Below are 19271 nucleotides of genomic sequence, written 5' to 3'. Positions count from 1 at the left end.
TGCCTTCGACGTCAGAAGCGGTGCATCATGCCGACCTGGGCCACCGACTGGATCTTCCCGTTGGCGAGAATATTGCCGATCTCCGCGGCGTAGGCGCCATTGGTACGCTGATAGACCCCGACCAGATAGACTGCGGTACGCTTCGAGAAGGTGTACGTCAACTGCAGCGCGCCCTGATGGATCATCACGTTCTTCAGTTGCGCATTGCCATTCTCGTAGGTGTATGCACCTCCGAGGAACAGGTCCGGCGTTAGCTCGTAGCCCACGCCCGCAGCAAGTGCGTAGATCCTGGCGCCGGTGAAGGTGTTGCGCGCCTGGCTGTACATGCCTGACAGGTCGAAGCCGTAGACTTTGGTGCGAGCACCGGCGAGCAAGTTGGCGATGCCACTGCGCCCACCTTGTACCGCGCCGTAGTTCTGCTCCGTATAGACCACCGCCGCGCGCGTTTCGCCCTTGTGATAGCCGATTGCCGCACTCTTGCCCGAGCTGTTCGGGAAGTCTCCTGTCACTTCGCCGAAGCTGTACATCAGCCCCGCGGAGAACCCCGCGATCTCGTCGCTGGTCAGCTTGATCGCGTTGGACATCCGCTTGCCGCCGGCACGATCCCAATTGATCGCCGACATGCCTGTCGGCACGCCATTGGTGACGATCGGCGCATACGGCGACCCGGAAATGGCGGCGCCGATCTGCGCCGGCCCCTTGAGTCCAAGCAGGTCCGCCCCGAAACTGCCCGTGCGGAAGTTCAACATGCCACCGGCGATGCCGGTGGCAGGGTCGATGCCTCCGATCAGGAAATAGTCAAACGCGAAGTCGTTCTGCTGGCCGAGTCGGAAGCCGCCGATGCCGACTTTGCGCAAGCCAACCCAAGCCGAGTTCTCGAACAGCGCCCCACGCGATTGCGGATCGAGCGATCCCGTACTGAGGGCGATCATAGAGTCCAGGCTGAACGACGCCAGCAGCCTCGCGCCGAGATCCTCGGTGCCGCGGAAGTAGAACTTCGAGGGATAGATGGCCGAATCCTGCATGCGGACCTGGGAATGTCCGCCGTTGTCGCGATACAGCGCAACCCCTTCGTCGAGCAGGCCGCCAATGGTGACGCTGCCCTGCGCGTGCGTCGATATCGTGGCGGCTGTTAATGCGATGCCTAATATCAGATGGCGACATGCCATTGCCAGCGTGTTCCTCCGAAACGCCATACGGTGTCTCCGTAGTTGAAATTTTTGTTAGAGCGCCGCCCGGCAGGGATGCGGGCGGGGTGGTGTCTCGGCCGGTGGGTGTCAGCCGGCCGGCTCGGAATCCCATGAAGGAACCCACAGCAAGTGCCGCGCCGCAGCAGCGTCGGTCGACGAGAACTCGCCGTAGCTGCCATGCGCGTACAGCAGCGGCCGGGTGCGGTCGATGCGCGGCGTTGCGGCTTCTATGGCGCCGAACAGGATGCCGTGCGTGCCGACATCCACGGCGCTCGCCACACGGCAGTCGAAGCTGACCAGCGCGTCTTGTAACACCGGTGCGCCGGTGCTCGACCGGCCCCACACGCTGTCAGCAAATTTCTGTTCCGCCGGCATCGGGCTCGCAAAACGATCCGCCAGATGACGACTTTCCAGCGCCAGCACATTCACCGCGAAGATGCGCGACGCCTGGATAGCGTGGAAAGAGGCGCTGTTGCGGTTGATGCAGACAAGCAGCGTGGGGGGATCGGCTGATACCGAGCAGACGGCCGTGGCCGTCAGCCCCGCCCGCGAGCCGTCGACCGACAGCGTGGTAATCAGGCAGACGTGCCCCGCGAGGCACCGCATGGCGGTCTTGAACTGGATGGCGTCGATGCTCATGGCGAATTCTCCGGCGTGCGGGTGGGGAGCTATGCAATCGTGCCGGCGGTGAGATGCCGGGCGAAGTGCAGCACGGTCCGGCCGTGCGCTTGCATGGCGGCGAGCGGCTGGTAGCTGGCGCGTTCCCAGCAGTTGAAGCCGTGGCTCGCGCCCGGGTAGACGAAGAACCTTCCCGAGTCCCGCTCGGCAAACGCGGCCTTGACGCGCTCGACCGCCGCGAGCGGGATCATGGGGTCGGTTTCGCCATAGTGGAACAGTATCGGGCAACGCACGGTCGCCGCTTTCTGCAACTGGTCCTGAATGCCGCCGCCGTAGTAGCAGGCCGCAGCGTCCACCAGTCCCGCTGCGGCTGCCAGATAGGCCAGCCGGCCGCCGATGCAGAAGCCAAGCGCGCCGACGCCGCCCGTCACTTCGGGGCGTTCGCGCAGGATGCGCACGGAGCCGTCGAGGTCTCCGACGATCTCGGCCATGTCGGCGTGGATGAGCATGTCTCGTGCACGGGCCGCCTCGTCGCCCACGTAGGCGAAAGATTCGCGCGGTGCCTGGCGCCAGAAGACGTCCGGCGCCAGCACGACAAAGCCAAGCTGCGCGTATTGCTCGGCCACGGCCCGGATATGGCGATTGACGCCAAAGATTTCCTGGAAGAGGACCAGCCCCGGGCCGGTGCCCGCCGGGGGAAGGGCGAGATAGCCCTCGTATGCGCGGCCGTCGGGTGCCGGAATGCTGATCCAACGGGTTTCGTCAATGCGTTCGTTCATGTCGTTCGATCTCCCCGCTCAGTTCCACCCGAAGATGTCGAGGGTGGTCTCGCCGGCTCGCAGTCGCCGGCATTGGTCGGCCTCGACGGCTTCGCGCGCGAGGCCGGCGTCCACCACCTTGCCGGCGCGGTCGCGCGGAATGCAGACCACGCCGTCGCCGTCGCCGACGATCAGGTCGCCGGCATGCACCGTGACATTGCCGAACACGGTCGGCGCATTGATCCATCCGCGCGCACCGAAGTCCTTGCCGGTGCCGCGAATGCACAGGCCGCGCGCGAACACCGGGAAGCCGATCTCCTCCAGCAGCACGCCGTCGCGCACGCAGCCGTCGATGACGAGGCCGGCGAGCCCGCGCACCTGGCTGGCGGTGGACATCACTTCGCCCCAGTAGCCGTGCTCGAAGGCGTCGCTGACCGACACCACGAGCACGTCGCCCGGCTGCGCGGCATAGATGGCGCGGTGCAGCCACAGGTTGTCGCCGCCCGGCGCGTGCACCGTGACGGCGGGGCCGCACAGCCGGAAGCCGGGCGCCACCGGCTTGATGGCGGAGGGCAGGGCACCGATCTTGCCGCCGGCCTCATGCAGGGTGGCCGTCGGGATGGCGTGGGCGGCGTCGATGATCTCCGGGGCGGTACGCGCGAAGTCCAGTTGCGTGGTCTCGCGCGGATCGATGCGGTCGATGGGCAGGCTCATGCTTTGGCTCCTTCGGCGCGCGTCTGCAGTTGGTGGTAGCGGAACTGCTTGCGCGCTTCATCCAGGCGCATGCCGCCGGCGACTGCCGCGCGAATAGCGTTCTCGGCGCTCTCGATCTCTTCCGCCACGGCGAGGATGCGTTCCTCGTGCTCGCGCGGGATCGACACCAGCCCGTCTGCATCGCCGCGCAGGATGTCACCGGGCGCTACGCGCACGTCGCCGATGCTCACCGGCACGTTGGTGGCTTCCACCTGCACGCGGTCCTTGCCGGTGCGCATCCAGTTGTCGCGCGAGAACACGGGGTAGCCGAGCGACAGGCACAGGTGCACGTCGCGATTGATGCCGTCGATCACGGTACCGGCAATGCCGCGGCGGTGAGCGATCTCGGTCATGATGTCGCCCCAGACCGTGGCATCAGTGCGGCCGCCGTTGTCCAGCACGATGACGTGGCCGGGCGGCACGTCGTCGATGAAGTCGCCGACGGTGCCCGGCGGGCTCGCGGCCGGGCCGTAGAGAATGGTGAAGGCACGGCCGGCCATGCGAAAGCCGGCATCGCGCGGCTTGATGGCGCGGCACTGGCCGACGATGCCGAGGCGGTCCATGGCGTCGCTAAGCGTCGCGGTGTCGAGCTTGCCGGCGCGGGTGACGTTACGGTCTTCGAGGTGTTCTGACATGGCTTATTCCTTCAGCATGAATTCGTAGTTGCCGCCCATAACCTGACTCATCGGCGTACCGGCCAGCACGGCCTTGGCCATGCGGGCCTCGCGGGCGACGATGCCTTCCGCGGCTTCCAGCACGCGCACGATGTCGGCCGCGGCGATGAAGATGACCGCGCTGCGATCGGCCAGCACGTAGTCGCCGGCGTCGACGTCCACGTCCCATACCCGGATCGGCACGTTGGTGCCTTTCTCGACGATGCGGCCGCGCGCGGTGCGGGCGGTGAGCGCGGCGGCGAAGACGGGGAAGTCCATCGCGCGTGCCTCATCGATGTCGCGCACAGGACCGTCGGCCACCACGCCCGCGATGCCTTTCACCTTCGCGCCAAGCGACAGCAGGCCGCCCCAGCTTCCGGCCTCAACGCCGGTACGCTGCTCGACCACGATCACGTCGTCCGGGCCGCCGGCCTCGATGGCGGTGGTGCCCAGGTGGCGGGGCTCGCCGGGAGGCGGCGCGCCCGTCCCGAGCTTCACGGTAATCACGCGGCCGGCGATGCGGCCTTCACCGGCCTCCTGACGCACGCCACTCACCACGCCCGGCAGGCCAAGCTTGTCTAGCGTGTCGGACACCGCGCAACAATCCAGCCGGCGCAGGCGGCGCACATATTCCTGGGGGGTGCTCATCGGATGACTTCCTTGTTGTTGTCGGGCCGCCAGCAGGCGAACCCCATGGCATTGCCCGTGCCCGCTTCGCTGCGGTAGCAGGGCACATAGTCAATCACTTCCATCCCGAAGCCGAGTTCGTCCATCGCGCCGGCCACGGGGATCCAGTTCTTGACCTCGGAGGTGCCGGCCTGGAATATCGCCTCGCCCAGGCCTTCCACCGGCGCGAAGTCATGCGCGCGCATGCTGTCGAGGATCAGTTGATCAACGCTCTCGTCGATGACAAAGTGCGTCAAGCCGCCCGAGGCGATGATCGCCACGCGCGCGTCGCTGTCCCACGACTGGATGGCGCGTGCCAGCGAACGTCCGAATGCATGGCAGCGGCCGGCGGTCGGCTGGTTGGGCGGATAGAACGTGTTGATCAGCACCGGCACGGTGGGGATCACCTGGTCCTTCATCAACTGCCGGAACACGAAGCCGAAGGCGTGCGGCGTCTCGGTGGCGGACAGATGCTTCAGGGCCGTGACGTCGAAGCCGTCGGCCACGGCGCCTTCGATCAGGTGGCGACCGAGTGCCGGCACGCCGGCGTAGGTGGCTTCCGGCGGCATGTAGCCGGGCATGGCGTGCGCCACGCCGGGCGGCAGCCGCGACAGCTTCTCGTCGCTGATCATGTTGTTGACGATGGTTTCGCCCCACATCACGCTGAACGCGGGCACCAGCATGTCGTCGAAGATCTCCATCTGATCGTTGCCGACGATCACGGCGACGTCGGGGCGGGCTTCGACCAGGACCTGTGCCATGCGGTCGATGGCCCGCATGCAGCGCGCATGCCGGGCTTCCCATACTTCCGGCGTGATTTGCGCGGCCAGGTTCTCGGATGCACGATGCCGGACCAGTTCGTCGAACGTCCAGGTACTGCCCTGGTAGTGATGCACGCTGCGGCGGTCATCGGGCAGGCGCGAGCCCCATGTATGCGGCGGCGTGACCAGCATGGGGCCGTGCGAGGTGCCCATGCCGAGTACGATTTGTGCCATCGTTGGTCTCCTACGTGGGTCTTCGCCCGCTTAGCGGTACGCAGCCAGGTCGAGATTGAAGAGCTTCTGCGCGTTGCCGTAGAAGATCATGTCCTTGTCTTCCGGCGACAGCCAGTCGAAGCCCTGGATGAAGGGCTTGATGTCGTCGAAGGTGCGGCCGGTGGCTGGGTTGACCTGCGACCCCACGCCGGGGCACTCGGCGCCGAACAGGCAGCGATCCGCGCCGACGGTCTTGATCAGCAGGCGCAGCGACTCCTCCGAATACAGCACGGTGTCGTAGTACAGGTTGCGCATGCCGGCGAGGAAGTCGCGGCCCGCGCGCGCGGCGCCGGACTGGAAGCGGCCGATCTGATAGGGAATCGAGCCGCCGCCGTGCGAGACCAGGATCTTCAGCGAAGGGAAGTCCTTGAACACGTCGGAGTTCACGAGGCCGAACACCGCGATGGTCTCTTCATTGATGAAGTGGACCGTGTACGGTGAGCGCGCGGAATGCGAGCCGGTGGCGTGGATGTGTGCGGGGATGTCGAGCTCACACAGTTTTTCGTAAAGCGGGTACCAGTAGCGGTCGCCCAGCGGCGGCGCTTCGGAGCCGTTGTTCTCGAACGGGTCCGGATTGAGCAGTACGCCGCGGAAGCCCAACTCCTTCACGCAGCGCTCCAGTTCCGGCAGCACCACTTCGATGGGATCGCCGGCCACCTGCGGCAGGCCGCCGACACCGATGAATCGCTTGGGCAGCAGCTTCACCGTGCGCGCAATGATGTTGTTGGTTTCCTCGGTGAACCAGTGCACCAGCTTGCCCGGCTTGGTGCTGTGCATCATCTGGAAAGGGCGCGGCGACAGCAACTGGACGGTGGTGCCGGCGCGGTCGAGCAGGTCGATGTGTCCGGCTGGACCCATTTCCTTGCGGTTGGCGTAGTGCAGGATCTCTTCGTCCGTCACTTCGGGCATCTTGCGCCCATGCTCGCCGCGGTGAGACAGGATGTGAGCCTTGTAAACCCAGAGTTCGGCGGGGGGGCTGACGTGGCCGTGGCAGTCAATGATCATGGATGTCTCCGGTTTGGATGGGATGACTTACAGGTCGAGGACCAGCCGCTCGCCCTTGCAGCCCGAGCAGCAGATCATCATGGTGTTGTTGGCCGCCTTCTCCGGGTCGGAGAGGATGGCGTCGCGGTGGTCGGGAATGCCGGACAGCACGCGCGTTTCGCAGGCGCCGCACACGCCTTCTTCACAGGAGTGCGCCACTTCGACGCCGGCCTCCTTGAGCACCTGCAGGATGGTCTTGCCGCCGGGCACCTGGAGCGACTTGCCGCTGCGGCTCAACTCCACCGTGTAGCCGCCGTCCAGAGCGGCCTCCTGCTTCGCGGTGAAGTACTCGACATGGATCTGTGCCGGCGGCAGTTGCACCGTGGCCGCCTCGAACGCCGCGAGCATCGGGCCCGGGCCGCAGCAATAGAAGTGCGCATCGGCCGGTTGCGTGGCGACCAGCGCCGTGATGTCGAGTACGCCACCCGCTTCCGTATCGATGTGCAGGTGAAGGTTCTCGTAGCTCCCCAGTTCTTCCAGGAAGGCGACGTCGACGCGGTCGCGGCAGGAATACACCAGCGTCATCGAGCGGCCAAGCGCCTTCAGGCGCCTTGCCATGCACAGGATCGGCGTGATGCCGATGCCGCCGCCGATCAGCACGGAATGGGTGGCTTCCTCGTTCAGCGGGAAATTGTTGCGCGGCGGCTCGACCTTGATCACCGCGCCGGGGCGCAACTGCTCGTGCATGAAGCTGGAACCGCCCCGGCTCTTCGGGTCGCGCTTCACGCCCACCTGGTAGCGCCTCGGTTCCCGGCCGCCTTCGAGCAGCGAGTACTGACGCACCAGGCCATTGGGCAGGTGCAGGCCGATATGGGAACCCGGCTCGGAGGGCGGGAGCGTGGCGCCGACCGGGGACGCAAAGGCATAGAGCAGCGTGTCGCGGGCCAGGAATTGAATCGACTCCAGGCGCAGCTCCAGCAGGGCGCCCGTGGAGGGGGGCAGGTCGTTCATGTGTGTCTCCAGTGACGACATTCAGGGATGTGGCGGGGCGTGTGCCTGCCGGCGCTTGGCGTCCGAGGCGGGCGGGGTGGCAGTAGAGCCGGTATCCGGTCGCTTCGTCGTTGACGTGAAATTCTTTTTTGCATATTATTTCGACTAACAAGAAAAAAGTCAAAGCCTCTCGATGAGAGGACTTTCCCGGCATCGGCACAACGGGTCACATCACTGGCGGAAACAGGCGACGGCATCGTGCAGCGCAGCAGCACGGTCCGCGTCACATGGAATGGAGAACAAATTGATCGCAGTCCTCTCTTGCAACGGCGGCACGGTCACACATGGCAGCGGCCCCGCCACCCAGCTCTTCGTCGCCACCTTGCGTGGCATGCATGTATTCGAGCGCGCGGGGCAGGGCGCCCCATGGAAGCGGACCCGCTCGGCCTTGGAAGATCGCCACGTGAGCGCCTTGCTGTACGAACCGCAGTCGGGGCTGCTGTTCGCCGGGGCGCACGGCAAGGGCGGCATGTGGGTCAGCCGCGACCAAGGCCTCACCTGGGAGCCGCGCGGCAACGGCCTGAAGAGCGAGCATGTCTACACGCTGGCGGCGCAGTCGCGTGACGGACGCGTGGTGCTGTACCTCGGCACCGAGCCTTCGGCGCTGTACCGCAGCGACGATCTGGGCGAGAGCTGGGTGGAAATCACGGCCATGCTTTCCGTGCCGGATCAGGACAAGTGGACGTTCCCGCCGCCGCCGCATGTGGCGCACGTCAAGAACGTGGCTTTCCACCCGGCGCAACCGGAAACGCTGTACGTTTGCATCGAGCAGGGCGCGCTGCTGAAGACGACGGACGATGGCGCCACCTGGAGCGAGCCGCGCAGCTATGAATCGGAGCAGGACAAGTTCTATCACGACAACCATCGCGTACTGATCCGCCAGTCGAACCCGGACCAGCTCTTCATGTGCGGCGGCGAAGGCCTGCACTATAGCGCCGACGCCGGGGCGACTTGGACCCACCTGATGACGCGCTCGGACCGCATCGGCTATCCCGACGCCATGTTCATCGACCCGCGCGACGAGAACGTGCTGTACCTCGGCGGCCCTGGCAACGCGCCGCGCGAGTGGGGTGCCAAGCGCAGCGCCGACGCCACGGTGCTGCGCAGCCGCGATGGCGGCCTCACGTGGGAAGAGATCCGCAACGGCCTGCCGGCCGAAGTCATCGGCAACATCGAAGGCATGGGCCTCTATCACTGGGGCGACCAGGTCATGCTGCTGGCCGGTACCGCGACCGGCGAGGCTTACGCCAGCGAAGACGGCGGCGAGCATTGGCAGACCATCGCCGACGACCTGCCGCCGATCTCGAAGGGCAGTCACTACCGCTGGTTCCTGCAGGTGGACGAGCGAGAGAAGGTGGAGGACCGCATGCGCACTGGCACCTGACGGCCGCCCCCGGCTGAACCATTCAGAAACGACGAGCCTTGCCTCGCCGCGGCGTCACCGGCGCGCGGTGCGGCGGCATGCGTCCTCACACAGGAGACAAGACGTGAGCACATTCCCCCTGGAAGTTTCCCCCGGCAGCGTGTCCGTGCTGCCTAGCCACGACGCCGCCGTGGCGGCAGCGCGCGCGCTGCATGATCGCATCCGCTCGCGCGCCGACCGGACCGAAGGCGAGCGCATCGTATCCACGGAGACCATCCAGGACCTGATGGACGCCGGCCTATTCGGCGTGATCACGCCGAAGATGTTCGGCGGCTCGGAGCTCGGCTTCGCGACGCTGGTCGACGTGACCGCCGAGATCGCTTCGGCGTGCGGCTCGACCGGCTGGGTGTACGGCGTCCTCGCCGGCCATAGTTGGATGCTGAACCTGTTCCCGCTGGAAGCGCAGCGTGAAGTGATGAGCGCCGAGCGCGTGCTGACCGCCACCGTCTTCCGCCTCGGCGGCACCGTGACGGAAGTCGAGGGCGGCTACCGGCTGGTCAACGGCGACGGCCGCTTCTGCTCGGGCATCGACCACGTGCAATGGGTCATCGTCGGCAATGCGGTGCAGCGCGAGGGCCAGCCGCCGGAGCCGCGCTTCTTCGTGGTGCCGCGCGAAGACATCGAGATCGTCGACGACTGGTTCACCGCAGGCATGCGAGGCACTGGCAGCCGCTCCATCCGCATCGCCGAGACCTTCATTCCTGCGCATCGCTCGGTGTCCGTGAAGGACATGATGTCGGGCATGGCCGACGAAACCGGCTCGGTGCGCGCGCCGATCTACCGGATGCCGTTCCAGAACGTGACGCCGTTCTCGCTGGTGGGTGCACCGTTGGGCATGGCGCGTGCCGCGGTGCGGTCGTTTTCGGAAGGGTTGGCGGCGCGCCTTGCCACGTTCAGCAGCGAGCAGGCGGCCGAGCAGTCCGCGACGTTCTCTCGGGTGGCGGAATCGGTGGCCGAGATCGACGCGGCGCTGGCCGTCGTGCGCGAGGATGCGCGCCGGGTGGACAACGCGGAAGATCCGCGCTCGATCAGTGATCTCGACTGGGCACGCATTCCGCGCGACTGGGCCTATGCCGCGCAGAAGGCGCGCTACGCAGTGAACGCGCTGTTCGAGGCCGCCGGCGGCTCCGGCATCTACAACAGCTCCGAACTGCAGCGGATCTGGCGGGACGTGAACTCGGCCGCCCAGCACTTCGCCTTTACCTGGGACAGCGCCATGACCAGCTACGGCCGTGCGGTCATCGGCCTGCAGCCTTCGAAGTTTGGCCCCAAGGGCCGGTAACGGCGCGCAGAGTGGAGAGCCCCATGCATGCCGACGACCTGACTTCCATCGACGACTACTCGGCGGCCACGCTGTCGTTGCTCTGCGAGCGAATGGCGGTTTCCCGCGAGGTAGAGCACATGATCTACCGGGAATCCGAACTGGACGAAGTCTGGCGCCTGCTCGACGCCGACGTCGCCCATGCCGCGCGCGACGGCCGCAGCGCGCAGCAGTTGCAGCGCCTGGAGGCCATGCGCTCCCTGGTGATCGAAGCACACGACCTGGTCGGTAACGACGGAGACACCGTTGCCGCCCGGGAACGCCTCAGCCGTGCCATCGCGCTTCTGGACTGAAACGACTGAAGCCGGCGCACAGCGATATTTCCCCACAAAGACGATACACAGATTTAAGGATAGGAGGACCTATGCTCACTCGCGAAGACAACAATGTGCTGACCCAGGTTGGCCGCGGCACCCCGACGGGCGACCTGATCCGGCGCTTCTGGATTCCCGCGCTGCTGGCGTCGGAGATCGCCGAGCCCGGCGGCAAGCCGGTGCGTGTGCGGCTGCTTGGCGAAGACCTCGTGGCGTTCCGCGATACCGACGGCAAGGTGGGCCTGCTCGACGAGCAATGCCCGCACCGCCGCGCGTCGCTGGCGCTGGGCGACAACTCCGACGGCGGCCTGCGCTGCCTCTACCACGGCTGGAAGTTCGCCACCGACGGCACCTGCCTGGATACGCCGACCGAGCCGTCCGGCTCCGCCTTCTGCTCGCGCATTCGCGCGCAGGCCTACCCCACCCGCGAAGCGGGCGGTGTGATCTGGACCTACATGGGCCCCGCCGGCGAGCAGCCGCAGTTCCCGGAATTCGAGTGGCTGTCGTACCCCGCCGCCAACGCCGTGCCGTTCAAGGTGCTGGAGGACTGCAACTACGCGCAGGCGGTCGAAGGCACCATCGACTCGGCGCATGCCGGCGTGCTGCATCGCGAGCAGCCGTGGAGCGCGCCCGCGAAGTACGACCATGAGCGCGACCTGCAGCCGAAGATTGAGGTCGAATACACCAAGTACGGCCTGCGCTACGCCGGCGTGCGCAACTTCCGCGAGGAAGGCAAGCTACACGCGCGCGTGACCGAAGTGGTGCTGCCGTTCTTCACGCTGATCCCGCCCGACGGCTTCGGCGTGCGCAAGAACCGCCGCATGGCCAACGCCTTCGTGCCGCGCGACGACGAGTCGACCTGGCATATCCAGTGGTTCTTCGACGATAGCCAGCCGGTGGATATCGCGTACCGGATCGAGGAAGGCGGCCACTGGGTCGACGAGAATTTCCGCAAGGTGCTCAATATCGACAACTGGTACCAGCAGGACCGCGAGCTGATGAAGACTGGGTCGATGTCGGGCATCAAGGGCATCCTGACGCAGGACCACGCGGTCAGCGAAACGCAGGGCCGCATCCTCGACCGCACCAAGGAGCACCTCGGCACGTCCGACGTCGCGGTGGTGGCCTGGCGCCGGCAGATGATTCGCACCGCGCGCGCGCTGGCCGAGCGGGGCGAGGTGCCGAGCGTGCTGACCGCGCCGATCCCGTTCCCGCAGATCCGCGCGGCCACGGTGATCTTCAGCAACGAGCGCACCTGGAAGCAGGAAGTCCCGCTCAATCCCGACGTGGCCCTGACGGCCTGACGCGGCGATGCTGATCGACAGCCACGCGCACGTCTCGCCGGTGTGGTACGAGCCGGTGGAAACGCTGCTCGGCCAGATGGCGCGCCACGGCGTGGCGCGCGCGGTGCTGACGCAGATGATCGGGCAGGTGGACAACCGCTACCAGGCAGACTGCGTCCGCGCGCACCCCGGCCGGTTCGCCAGCGTGGTGTGGATCGACCCAGCCGCGCCGGACGCCCCGCAAGTGCTCGCGAGGCTGGCGGACGAAGGCGCCGCCGGCGTGCGCCTGCGTCCCAATGCCCGCTCACCCGGCGACGATCCGCTGGCAATCTGGAAGGCCGCGGAAGCTTGCGGCCTGGCGGTCAGTTGCGTCGGCAATGCCGAGGCATTTACCGCGCCCGCCTTTGCTGATCTGCTGCAAGCGGTGCCGAGGCTGACCGTTGTACTCGAGCACCTGGGCGATACCAGCAAGCCGATGGAGACCGAGGCGGACGGCGAACTGCGCTACACCGTGTTGCGGCTGGCCCGCTTTGACAATGTGAGTCTCAAGGTGCCGGGCCTAGGCGAACTGATGCCGCGTGCCGCCACCGCGCTGCGCGCCGGGCCCACATTCGGCGCCGCCGCGGCCGCGTTGCTTGAGGCCGCCATCGCCGCGTTCGGCGCCCCGCGCCTGATGTGGGGCAGCGATTTCCCGGTGGTGAGCAGTCGCGAGGGGTATGGCAACGCGCTGGCGCTGGTCCGCGAATGCCTGCTCGACCATCCCGCCGCGGTTCGTGATGCCGTCCTAGGCGGCACCGCGCGCCGCGTGTTCTGGAAGGAAACCTGACATGACTAGGAAAGTACTGGCGGCCGTCAAGACCGATGTCGAGACGACCGAGTTGAGGGAGTTCGAGTACCCGCAGGTGCAGCCGGACTCCGGCATCCTCAAGGTAGAGGCGAGCGGGGTGGGCGGCAGCGACCCGGAGACGTACCGCAAGCCCGGCCATGCCCCCGTCATCATGGGGCACGAGAATGTCGGCACCATCGTCGAGCTGGGCCCGATCGCGCAGCAGCGCTGGGGCGTGAAAGCAGGAGACCGGGTGGCGCTGCATGAGTATCTGCCGTGCTGGCACTGCGAATGGTGCATGAAGGGCGACTTCCGCCTGTGCATGGAGGTGGACTTTTTCAATGTGAAGGACCGGCTCAATACGCTGCGTTTCGGCATGTCCACCTGCACCATCGCCCCGCACCTGTGGGGCGGTTACGCGCAGTACATGCACCTGCCCCTGAATACCGTGATGCACGTGATACCGCCGGACATGCCGGCTGCCCACGCCACGCTGGCGGTGCCGTTCGGCAACGGGGTGCAGTGGGCCTGCAACGACGGCGGCGCCGGGCCCGGCAAGACGGTACTGGTGTTTGGTCCCGGACAGCAGGGGCTGGGCTGCGTGCTCGCGGCGAAGGCCGCGGGGTCCCTGACGGTGATCCTGGCCGGCATGACGCGCGACCGCAGCCGGCTCGATCTGTCGCTGCGGCTGGGCGCCGACCATGCCATCGACGTGCAGAACCAGGATCTCCATGCGGAGGTGATGCGCCTGACGAAGGGACGAGGCGTCGACGTGGTGGTCGATACCACCGGCGATCCGACTGGCGAGGTGGCGCAGTTGGCTGTCGGACTGGCAGCCAAGGGCGCATATCTTAGCCTCAATGGCCTGGAACAAAGCGTGCCAATCGGGGAGATCAAAAAGCGCTACTTGACCGTACGCGCCCCGCGCGGACGCAGCTACGCGGCTGTGGAACTCGCCCTGCGCTACATCGCCTCGGGCAGGTATCCGCTCGACGAGGTGTGTTCGCACACCTTCGGGCTGGCGCAGACCCACGAGGCAATCCTGGCTACGGCCGGGAAGGGCGTGGAGGGCGCTATCCACGTGACCGTGGACCCATGGAAATGAGCGGTCTCGTGTACCTACTGGCGAGGCCGAACCAACAGCATTTAGAGGAGATATAGCCGATGATAGACAGTCATGCACACCTGATTTCCGCCGACGTGGAACGGTATCCGCCGTCGCCGCTGAGCGGCGAGCTGGAACCCGGCGCGCTGGACAATCCCGTGACGGTGGAGCGCCTGCTCGCGCTGATGGACGAGCAGGGCATCGAACGTGCGCTGGCCGTCCAGCGCGCGCATATCTACGGCTTCAACAATGCCTATGTGTGCGATGCCGCGGCGCGCTACCCGGAACGCTTGCGCGCGCTGGGAATGGTGGACGCGCTCGATCCCGACATCCGCAAGCAGGTGAGGCACTGGGTCGGCGAGCGGGGCGCAGTCGGCATCCGTCTGACCGAGCCGTTCAAAGGCGCCGACCCGTCATGGTTTGCTTCGCCCGAGGCAATGGCGGCATGGGAGGCCGTGTCGGAGCTGGGCGGATCAGTGCGCCTGCACTTCTACCGCTGGAACCGCGAGGTATGCCTGAAGGCGCTGAAGCCGGTGCTTGCGAGATTTCCCCAGACCAGCGTGGTACTGGATCACTTCTCCAATATCGCCGGTGAGAGCGGCGCGCCGGATCACGGGGTCGACGCACCCCTGCTGGAGATGGTTGAACATCCCAATGTGTATCTGCTTTACTCCATGATCAACTTGGGTAAGCTCGCCGCGGCGCAGATGTCGGCGTCGCCAATGGTCGAGCGCGTGGTGCGTGAGTTCGGAGCGGATCGCGTGATGTGGGGGTCGGACGTCGCGCAATCGAAGGGCAGCTACGCGCAGATGGTCGCCCTGGCGAAGGAGTCGGTGTCGCTGCTCTCGGCGGCCGACCAGGGCAAGGTGCTGCACGACACCGCGCGCGCGGTGTACTGGGGAGGCCGCTGAAGTGGGCCGGCGCGAGGTGTTTGCCCCGCCCACGGCGCCAGCCCCTCGTGCGACGGCCCCCGACATCCCTTCGCGGCTCGCGGCCGAAATCCGCGAGCTGATCAACGAAGGCAAACTGTCGCCCGGACAGCAATTGCGGCAGCAGGACCTGGCCCGGCGCTTCGGCATCAGTCGCGTGCCTGTCAGGGAAACGCTCAGCCTGCTCGTGGCCGAGGCGGCTGTCCGGCATGACCCCAATCGCGGATTCCATGTCGCGCCGCTGTCCAGTTGCGAGGCACGCCAGCTCTATCGCATCCGCCACCTGCTCGAAACCGAGCTATTGTCGACGGTACGATGGCCGGATGTCCAAGAACTTGCCGACCTGCGCGCCAGGCTGGCCTTGCTCGACCACTATCTCACAGGGGGTGCCCGCGCTGCCTGGGTGCGCGCGCACCGCGCGTTCCATGGGGCCATCTTCGCCTTGTCGCCGAATTCTGTGCTCAGGCGCGAAGTGATGCGCTTGATGCGGCAGACGGACCGCTACCGGGCGCTGGCTTCGCCAGATATCGCGGGCTATCGCTTTCCGGCTGACCCGGAGCACCACCTCGTCGAGACGCTGGCCGCGCAAGACCGCGCCGCGCTGCTGCAAGCCTACGGACGCGATCGCAGTGCGGTGGAGGAGCGCCTGCTGGCGTCGCTGACCGCGAGAGGTCTCTGAAGTCACGTTTTCGCGCCGCAGGTCTCCCGTCCGCCGCCGCACGGACGGGGCCCGCGCTCGCCCGGACTCCAGCGTTGCGCGGCGGGAAACGGGGTTTACCCCGTGACCCCAAAGAAAAGATTGATGGCGGCGAATTCGCTGTATAAGATTCGCAATACTAAATTGAATATTATTTCGGCTGACGGGAGCGGGGAGCCGCATCCTCTCAGGACGAAAGCACCTTCAGACGCAGCGGCCTATGTCGCCGCTGGCAAGAGTTGTAGCCACCCTGCCAGCCGGTACGCCGCTGGCAAGAACATAACGACTAGAAGGAGACGATGTGGACAAAAGACTCGCCGGGATAGCGGTAGCCGGTTTCCTCCCCCTTGCGGCTTCGGCCAGCAGCGTCACGATGTACGGGGTTGCCGACAGCTTCGTTGGCTACTTCCGCAATTCCGAGAAAAGCGTGACGAGCCTGAACTCCGGCGGCCTGGCCGGGTCCCGGTGGGGGATGCGCGGTGAGGAGGATTTGAATGCGGACCTGAAGGCGGCTTTCGTGTTGGAAGGCGGCTACAACATGGATACGGGGACCAATGCCCAGGGCGGCCGGTTGTTCGGTCGCCGCGCCACGGTCGGCATGCGTAGCAAGACCTATGGCGAGATTTCCGCGGGCCGGCAACCGACACCGGGTTATGACTTTTCCGCGATCTTCGATCCGGTGCTGATGGCTCCAGGGTCTGTGGCGGCATCACTCACGGGCGAGACAAGTAACCCGTGGATGTTCAATCCGCTCAACGATCCGGCGCGGGCCGACAACGCCCTCCGATACAACTCGCCGTCATTCGGTGGCGTGACCGTTTCCGCGGCGCACGTATTCAGTGAGAACGCGGGCACGCCTGTCAATCGCAATTACGACATCGTCACGCTGCTGTATTCGGGCAACAAGCTGCAAGCGGGCTACGGCTTCGCGCGGGCGGCTGGCACTACAAACCTGACGCCCGACACCAGCCGGGCGCTCGAGCACGCCTTTGCAGCTTCGTATGAGACCCCATGGGCGACGCTGTATGCCACCTATCAACTGCGTTACCGGCTCGGTGCCGCCCACGATTCGGCCTGGCAGGTGGGTACGACCATCCCGGTTGGCGCGGCGGGCAATCTGAAGCTCGGCTACGGCGCGCGCGATAGCGGTGTGCCGGATGGCCTCCCTTCTACGACGGCGACGGCGGACGTCCGCGCTTGGGCGATCGGCTACACGTACGAAACGTCGAAGCGTACGACGCTGTATGCCTTCTTCAAGCGACTGGATAACCGGGGATCGTCAAAACAAACGATCTTTCCTCCCGGGGGGCTTGGCGCGCCGACGCAATTGCACGAGAGCGTCAACGCATTAGGCGCGGGCATCTATCATCGCTTTTGACCGCTTTCCTGGGGTCGGCCATGATCGGCGGCCGCTTCCGAATAATTTTCTCGCAGAGTTTGCATATGAAATCGAAGTCTAAGTTGACCAATGTCATCTCCATCTGCGTGGGGATACTGATCACGCTGTCGTTCACGTACAGCCTTCATTTCAATCCGCGCTGGTACGGAGACGACGGCCCTGGTGTCGGCAAGCTGCCACGCGTTATCGTCCTGAACTACATGAAACAGGCCTACGATGACGGTAAGGGAGTAGAAGCCGCACGCGGCTATTTCTCGCCAAAGATGGTCGACCACAACCCGGGCTCCATCGAGTTGCGCGATGGTCCGCCCATCCGCCATGAAATCAAGCAGGTCATCGCCGAAGGCCTCGTGGTCGCCGTCTATCACCGCGTGGAAGCGGCGCGTGGAGAGCCAGCCATCGAAGTGCTCGACGTGTTCAAGACGGGCGCCTACACCGGCCGGATTGCCGAAAGGAAACGATTCATCCTGTCCGCGGCAAGCGGCGCTGCCGTCGCGAAGTCGGCAGCTCTTGCCGAGCCGGTAGCGGCGCAAATCGCCATGAACGGAGGACGCGCGAGCGGCCAATGAGGCTTCGAGCATACACCAACAGGGATATTCCGTTGGAAGTTGCAACTTGGGGAAAGACAAATGAATGTGCTGGGTAATGTGAAAATTGCAAAGATCGACGCCGCCTTGATCGGCCGGATGATGCTCACCCTGATGAGACTGACGCTGGGGGCCTGGATGATCAACAGCGGGCTGAGCCACTGGCTGACGAACTGGGGATTTCCGCCAATCTTTCCGCAACCGCTTGGAACCTTGCCGGCATCGAATGCAATGCTTGTCACCCTGCTCGAGACCGGGGTATTCGATATCGTCAAGGCATGCGAATTGCTGGCCGGACTGCTGCTCCTGCTTGATCTCTTCGTGCCGTTCGCACTGGCGATGACGCTGCCGATCTCCTTCATGGTGTTCTTCAACGCCATCGTCCTGAATCTCCGGTACGGATTGATTTTCAGCATGTCGATGAGCGTGTGGTGCCTTTACCTGAACCTGATCCTGATCCTGGCCTACCTGCGCTATTACCTGCCGATGCTGACGTGCAGGGCATCGTTGGGAAGTCTCGAAGACTTTAAGCGGCTACCGACAGTCTTTGCTTCTTGCCAGGAAGAACGCCATAGCACGTGATCGTTGCGCGCGGCGGATATCCATTCCCAAACACAATCTGGAGTAAAAAATGTTCCTTCGCAATTGCTGGTACATGGTCGGATGGTCCACGGACTTCAACGCGGACGCCATCGTTCCCTTTACCGTGATGGATGAGCCGCTGGCCATCTATCGCAAGACCGACGGAAGCCTGGCCGCGCTGGAAGACCGCTGCTGCCACCGCCTGGCACCGTTGTCGGTCGGGCGCAAGGAAGGCGATGAGCTGCGCTGCATGTATCACGGCCTCAAGTTCGCGCCGGACGGGCGCTGCACGGAAGTGCCGGGCCAGGAGCGCATCTCGCCGCGCGTTTGCGTGCGTGCCTATCCGATCGTCGAAATGCACGGCGCGGCGTGGGTCTGGATGGGCGAGCCCGAGAAGGCTGATGTGTCACTGGTGCCTCCGATCATCGGCCCGGACAATGCCGAATGGGCGATGGAGTGCTCCACCTTTGACATGGACGTCAACGCCGAGCTGATCTCCGACAATCTGCTCGACCTCTCCCACGCGCCATTCGTCCACGAGGCGACGTTCGGCGCCAGCGACCCGGTCGCGCTCAAGATGATGAAGGAGAGCGAGACCAAGCGCGGCGTGACACAACTGGAGCGCGGCGTGCTCGCCGACCGCTGGCAACTCGGCCGCCAGTCCAATCCGTACTTCGGCGCGCGCCCGTCGGACGATCGCGTCGTCAGCCTCTTCCTGGTGCCGGGCGTGTTCGTCCTGACCATCACCTCCTACGAGCCGGGCGTGCTCCAGCGCAACGAGGGCGGCGAAGTGACCGAGACGCCCATCTTCAAGCGCTGCACGAGCCAGATGATTACGCCGATCAGCAAGAACAAGTCACGCTTCTTCTTCAACTTCGGGCCGTGGGCCGCCGCCGCCGACCTCAAGCAGCACTGCTTCGGCATTGCCGACGCGGCGTTCCAGGAGGACAAGGCCATGATCGAGGCCCAGCAGGACATGATCCACCGCTCGCCGGACCGCAAGTACGTGCTCCTGCCGATGGACCAGCCGATCGTCCGCTACAACGAAATCTACGCCCGCTTGCTGGCCGACGAGCAACCGGTCGCCGAGCCGGCCTGA

At 65.6% G+C, this 19271-nt stretch carries 21 protein-coding genes; 12 read left to right on the top strand and 9 right to left on the bottom strand.

Annotation, left to right across the window (positions count from 1 at the left end; genetic code table 11):
• Positions 1 to 11: 11 nt before the first annotated feature.
• The 9 genes from AC1Q7H_RS28065 to AC1Q7H_RS28025 all read right to left on the bottom strand — a co-directional run bounded on the left by AC1Q7H_RS28065 (position 12) and on the right by AC1Q7H_RS28025 (position 7667).
• Positions 12 to 1169, bottom strand: a complete 1158-nt coding sequence (locus tag AC1Q7H_RS28065) for a porin (RefSeq protein ID WP_492381975.1) — start codon at positions 1167 to 1169, stop codon at positions 12 to 14.
• A 108-nt stretch (positions 1170 to 1277) separates the two neighbouring features.
• Positions 1278 to 1829, bottom strand: coding sequence for a flavin reductase family protein (locus AC1Q7H_RS28060; RefSeq protein WP_492381974.1), 552 nt, complete (start codon positions 1827 to 1829; stop codon positions 1278 to 1280).
• Between the two features lie 29 nt (positions 1830 to 1858).
• On the bottom strand, positions 1859 to 2587 hold the full coding sequence (locus tag AC1Q7H_RS28055; RefSeq protein WP_492381973.1) for a dienelactone hydrolase family protein: 729 nt from the start codon (positions 2585 to 2587) through the stop codon (positions 1859 to 1861).
• Positions 2588 to 2605: 18 nt separating this feature from the next.
• On the bottom strand, positions 2606 to 3280 hold the full coding sequence (locus AC1Q7H_RS28050) for a 4-carboxy-4-hydroxy-2-oxoadipate aldolase/oxaloacetate decarboxylase (protein ID WP_492381972.1): 675 nt from the start codon (positions 3278 to 3280) through the stop codon (positions 2606 to 2608).
• Positions 3277 to 3954, bottom strand: coding sequence for an RraA family protein (locus AC1Q7H_RS28045; protein ID WP_492381971.1), 678 nt, complete (start codon positions 3952 to 3954; stop codon positions 3277 to 3279). The genes AC1Q7H_RS28050 and AC1Q7H_RS28045 overlap by 4 nt, the downstream gene beginning before the upstream one ends.
• 3 nt (positions 3955 to 3957) lie before the next feature.
• A complete protein-coding gene (locus tag AC1Q7H_RS28040) occupies positions 3958 to 4620 on the bottom strand; it encodes an RraA family protein (protein WP_349606144.1) in 663 nt (220 codons plus the stop codon).
• Complete coding sequence (locus AC1Q7H_RS28035; protein WP_492381970.1) at positions 4617 to 5633, bottom strand: DODA-type extradiol aromatic ring-opening family dioxygenase; 1017 nt, start codon at positions 5631 to 5633, stop codon at positions 4617 to 4619. The genes AC1Q7H_RS28040 and AC1Q7H_RS28035 overlap by 4 nt, the downstream gene beginning before the upstream one ends.
• A gap of 30 nt (positions 5634 to 5663) precedes the next feature.
• The gene (locus AC1Q7H_RS28030; RefSeq protein ID WP_349606146.1) at positions 5664 to 6677 is read right to left on the bottom strand and encodes an amidohydrolase family protein; all 1014 of its coding nucleotides are present in this window, start codon (positions 6675 to 6677) and stop codon (positions 5664 to 5666) included.
• 27 nt (positions 6678 to 6704) lie between these two features.
• Complete coding sequence (locus AC1Q7H_RS28025) at positions 6705 to 7667, bottom strand: PDR/VanB family oxidoreductase (protein ID WP_492381969.1); 963 nt, start codon at positions 7665 to 7667, stop codon at positions 6705 to 6707.
• A gap of 283 nt (positions 7668 to 7950) precedes the next feature.
• On the opposite strand from AC1Q7H_RS28025, the gene AC1Q7H_RS28020 reads away from it, so the two are divergent.
• The 12 genes from AC1Q7H_RS28020 to AC1Q7H_RS27965 all read left to right on the top strand — a co-directional run bounded on the left by AC1Q7H_RS28020 (position 7951) and on the right by AC1Q7H_RS27965 (position 19271).
• Positions 7951 to 9090, top strand: coding sequence for a WD40/YVTN/BNR-like repeat-containing protein (locus AC1Q7H_RS28020; RefSeq protein ID WP_492381968.1), 1140 nt, complete (start codon positions 7951 to 7953; stop codon positions 9088 to 9090).
• Between the two features lie 103 nt (positions 9091 to 9193).
• Positions 9194 to 10411, top strand: coding sequence for an acyl-CoA dehydrogenase family protein (locus AC1Q7H_RS28015; protein ID WP_492381967.1), 1218 nt, complete (start codon positions 9194 to 9196; stop codon positions 10409 to 10411).
• Positions 10412 to 10434: 23 nt separating this feature from the next.
• Entirely contained in the window at positions 10435 to 10743 is a 309-nt protein-coding gene (locus AC1Q7H_RS28010) for a hypothetical protein (protein WP_492381966.1), read from the top strand.
• Positions 10744 to 10814: 71 nt separating this feature from the next.
• On the top strand, positions 10815 to 12068 hold the full coding sequence (locus tag AC1Q7H_RS28005) for a Rieske 2Fe-2S domain-containing protein (RefSeq protein WP_492381965.1): 1254 nt from the start codon (positions 10815 to 10817) through the stop codon (positions 12066 to 12068).
• Between the two features lie 7 nt (positions 12069 to 12075).
• Positions 12076 to 12873 (top strand): amidohydrolase family protein, encoded by a 798-nt coding sequence (locus AC1Q7H_RS28000; RefSeq protein WP_492381964.1) that lies wholly within the window; start codon positions 12076 to 12078, stop codon positions 12871 to 12873.
• A gap of 1 nt (position 12874) precedes the next feature.
• On the top strand, positions 12875 to 13978 hold the full coding sequence (locus tag AC1Q7H_RS27995) for a zinc-dependent alcohol dehydrogenase (protein WP_492381963.1): 1104 nt from the start codon (positions 12875 to 12877) through the stop codon (positions 13976 to 13978).
• Between the two features lie 59 nt (positions 13979 to 14037).
• Positions 14038 to 14889 carry an amidohydrolase family protein gene (locus AC1Q7H_RS27990; RefSeq protein WP_492381962.1) on the top strand — a complete coding sequence of 284 codons (852 nt, stop codon included), beginning with the start codon at positions 14038 to 14040 and terminating at the stop codon, positions 14887 to 14889.
• Position 14890: 1 nt separating this feature from the next.
• The gene (locus AC1Q7H_RS27985) at positions 14891 to 15586 is read left to right on the top strand and encodes a GntR family transcriptional regulator (RefSeq protein ID WP_492381961.1); all 696 of its coding nucleotides are present in this window, start codon (positions 14891 to 14893) and stop codon (positions 15584 to 15586) included.
• A 319-nt stretch (positions 15587 to 15905) separates the two neighbouring features.
• Complete coding sequence (locus AC1Q7H_RS27980) at positions 15906 to 16982, top strand: porin (RefSeq protein ID WP_492381960.1); 1077 nt, start codon at positions 15906 to 15908, stop codon at positions 16980 to 16982.
• 65 nt (positions 16983 to 17047) lie between these two features.
• On the top strand, positions 17048 to 17572 hold the full coding sequence (locus AC1Q7H_RS27975) for a hypothetical protein (protein WP_349606159.1): 525 nt from the start codon (positions 17048 to 17050) through the stop codon (positions 17570 to 17572).
• 60 nt (positions 17573 to 17632) lie between these two features.
• Positions 17633 to 18172: a DoxX family protein gene (locus AC1Q7H_RS27970; RefSeq protein WP_492381959.1), complete on the top strand. Its 540-nt coding sequence runs from the start codon at positions 17633 to 17635 to the stop codon at positions 18170 to 18172.
• A gap of 49 nt (positions 18173 to 18221) precedes the next feature.
• The gene (locus AC1Q7H_RS27965) at positions 18222 to 19271 is read left to right on the top strand and encodes a Rieske 2Fe-2S domain-containing protein (protein ID WP_492381958.1); all 1050 of its coding nucleotides are present in this window, start codon (positions 18222 to 18224) and stop codon (positions 19269 to 19271) included.

The sequence above is a fragment of the Cupriavidus sp. GW823-FHT06D04 genome, assembly GCF_058795055.1.
Note: the sequence above shows the minus strand (reverse complement) of the source record. Positions and strands in the feature narration are given on the sequence as shown.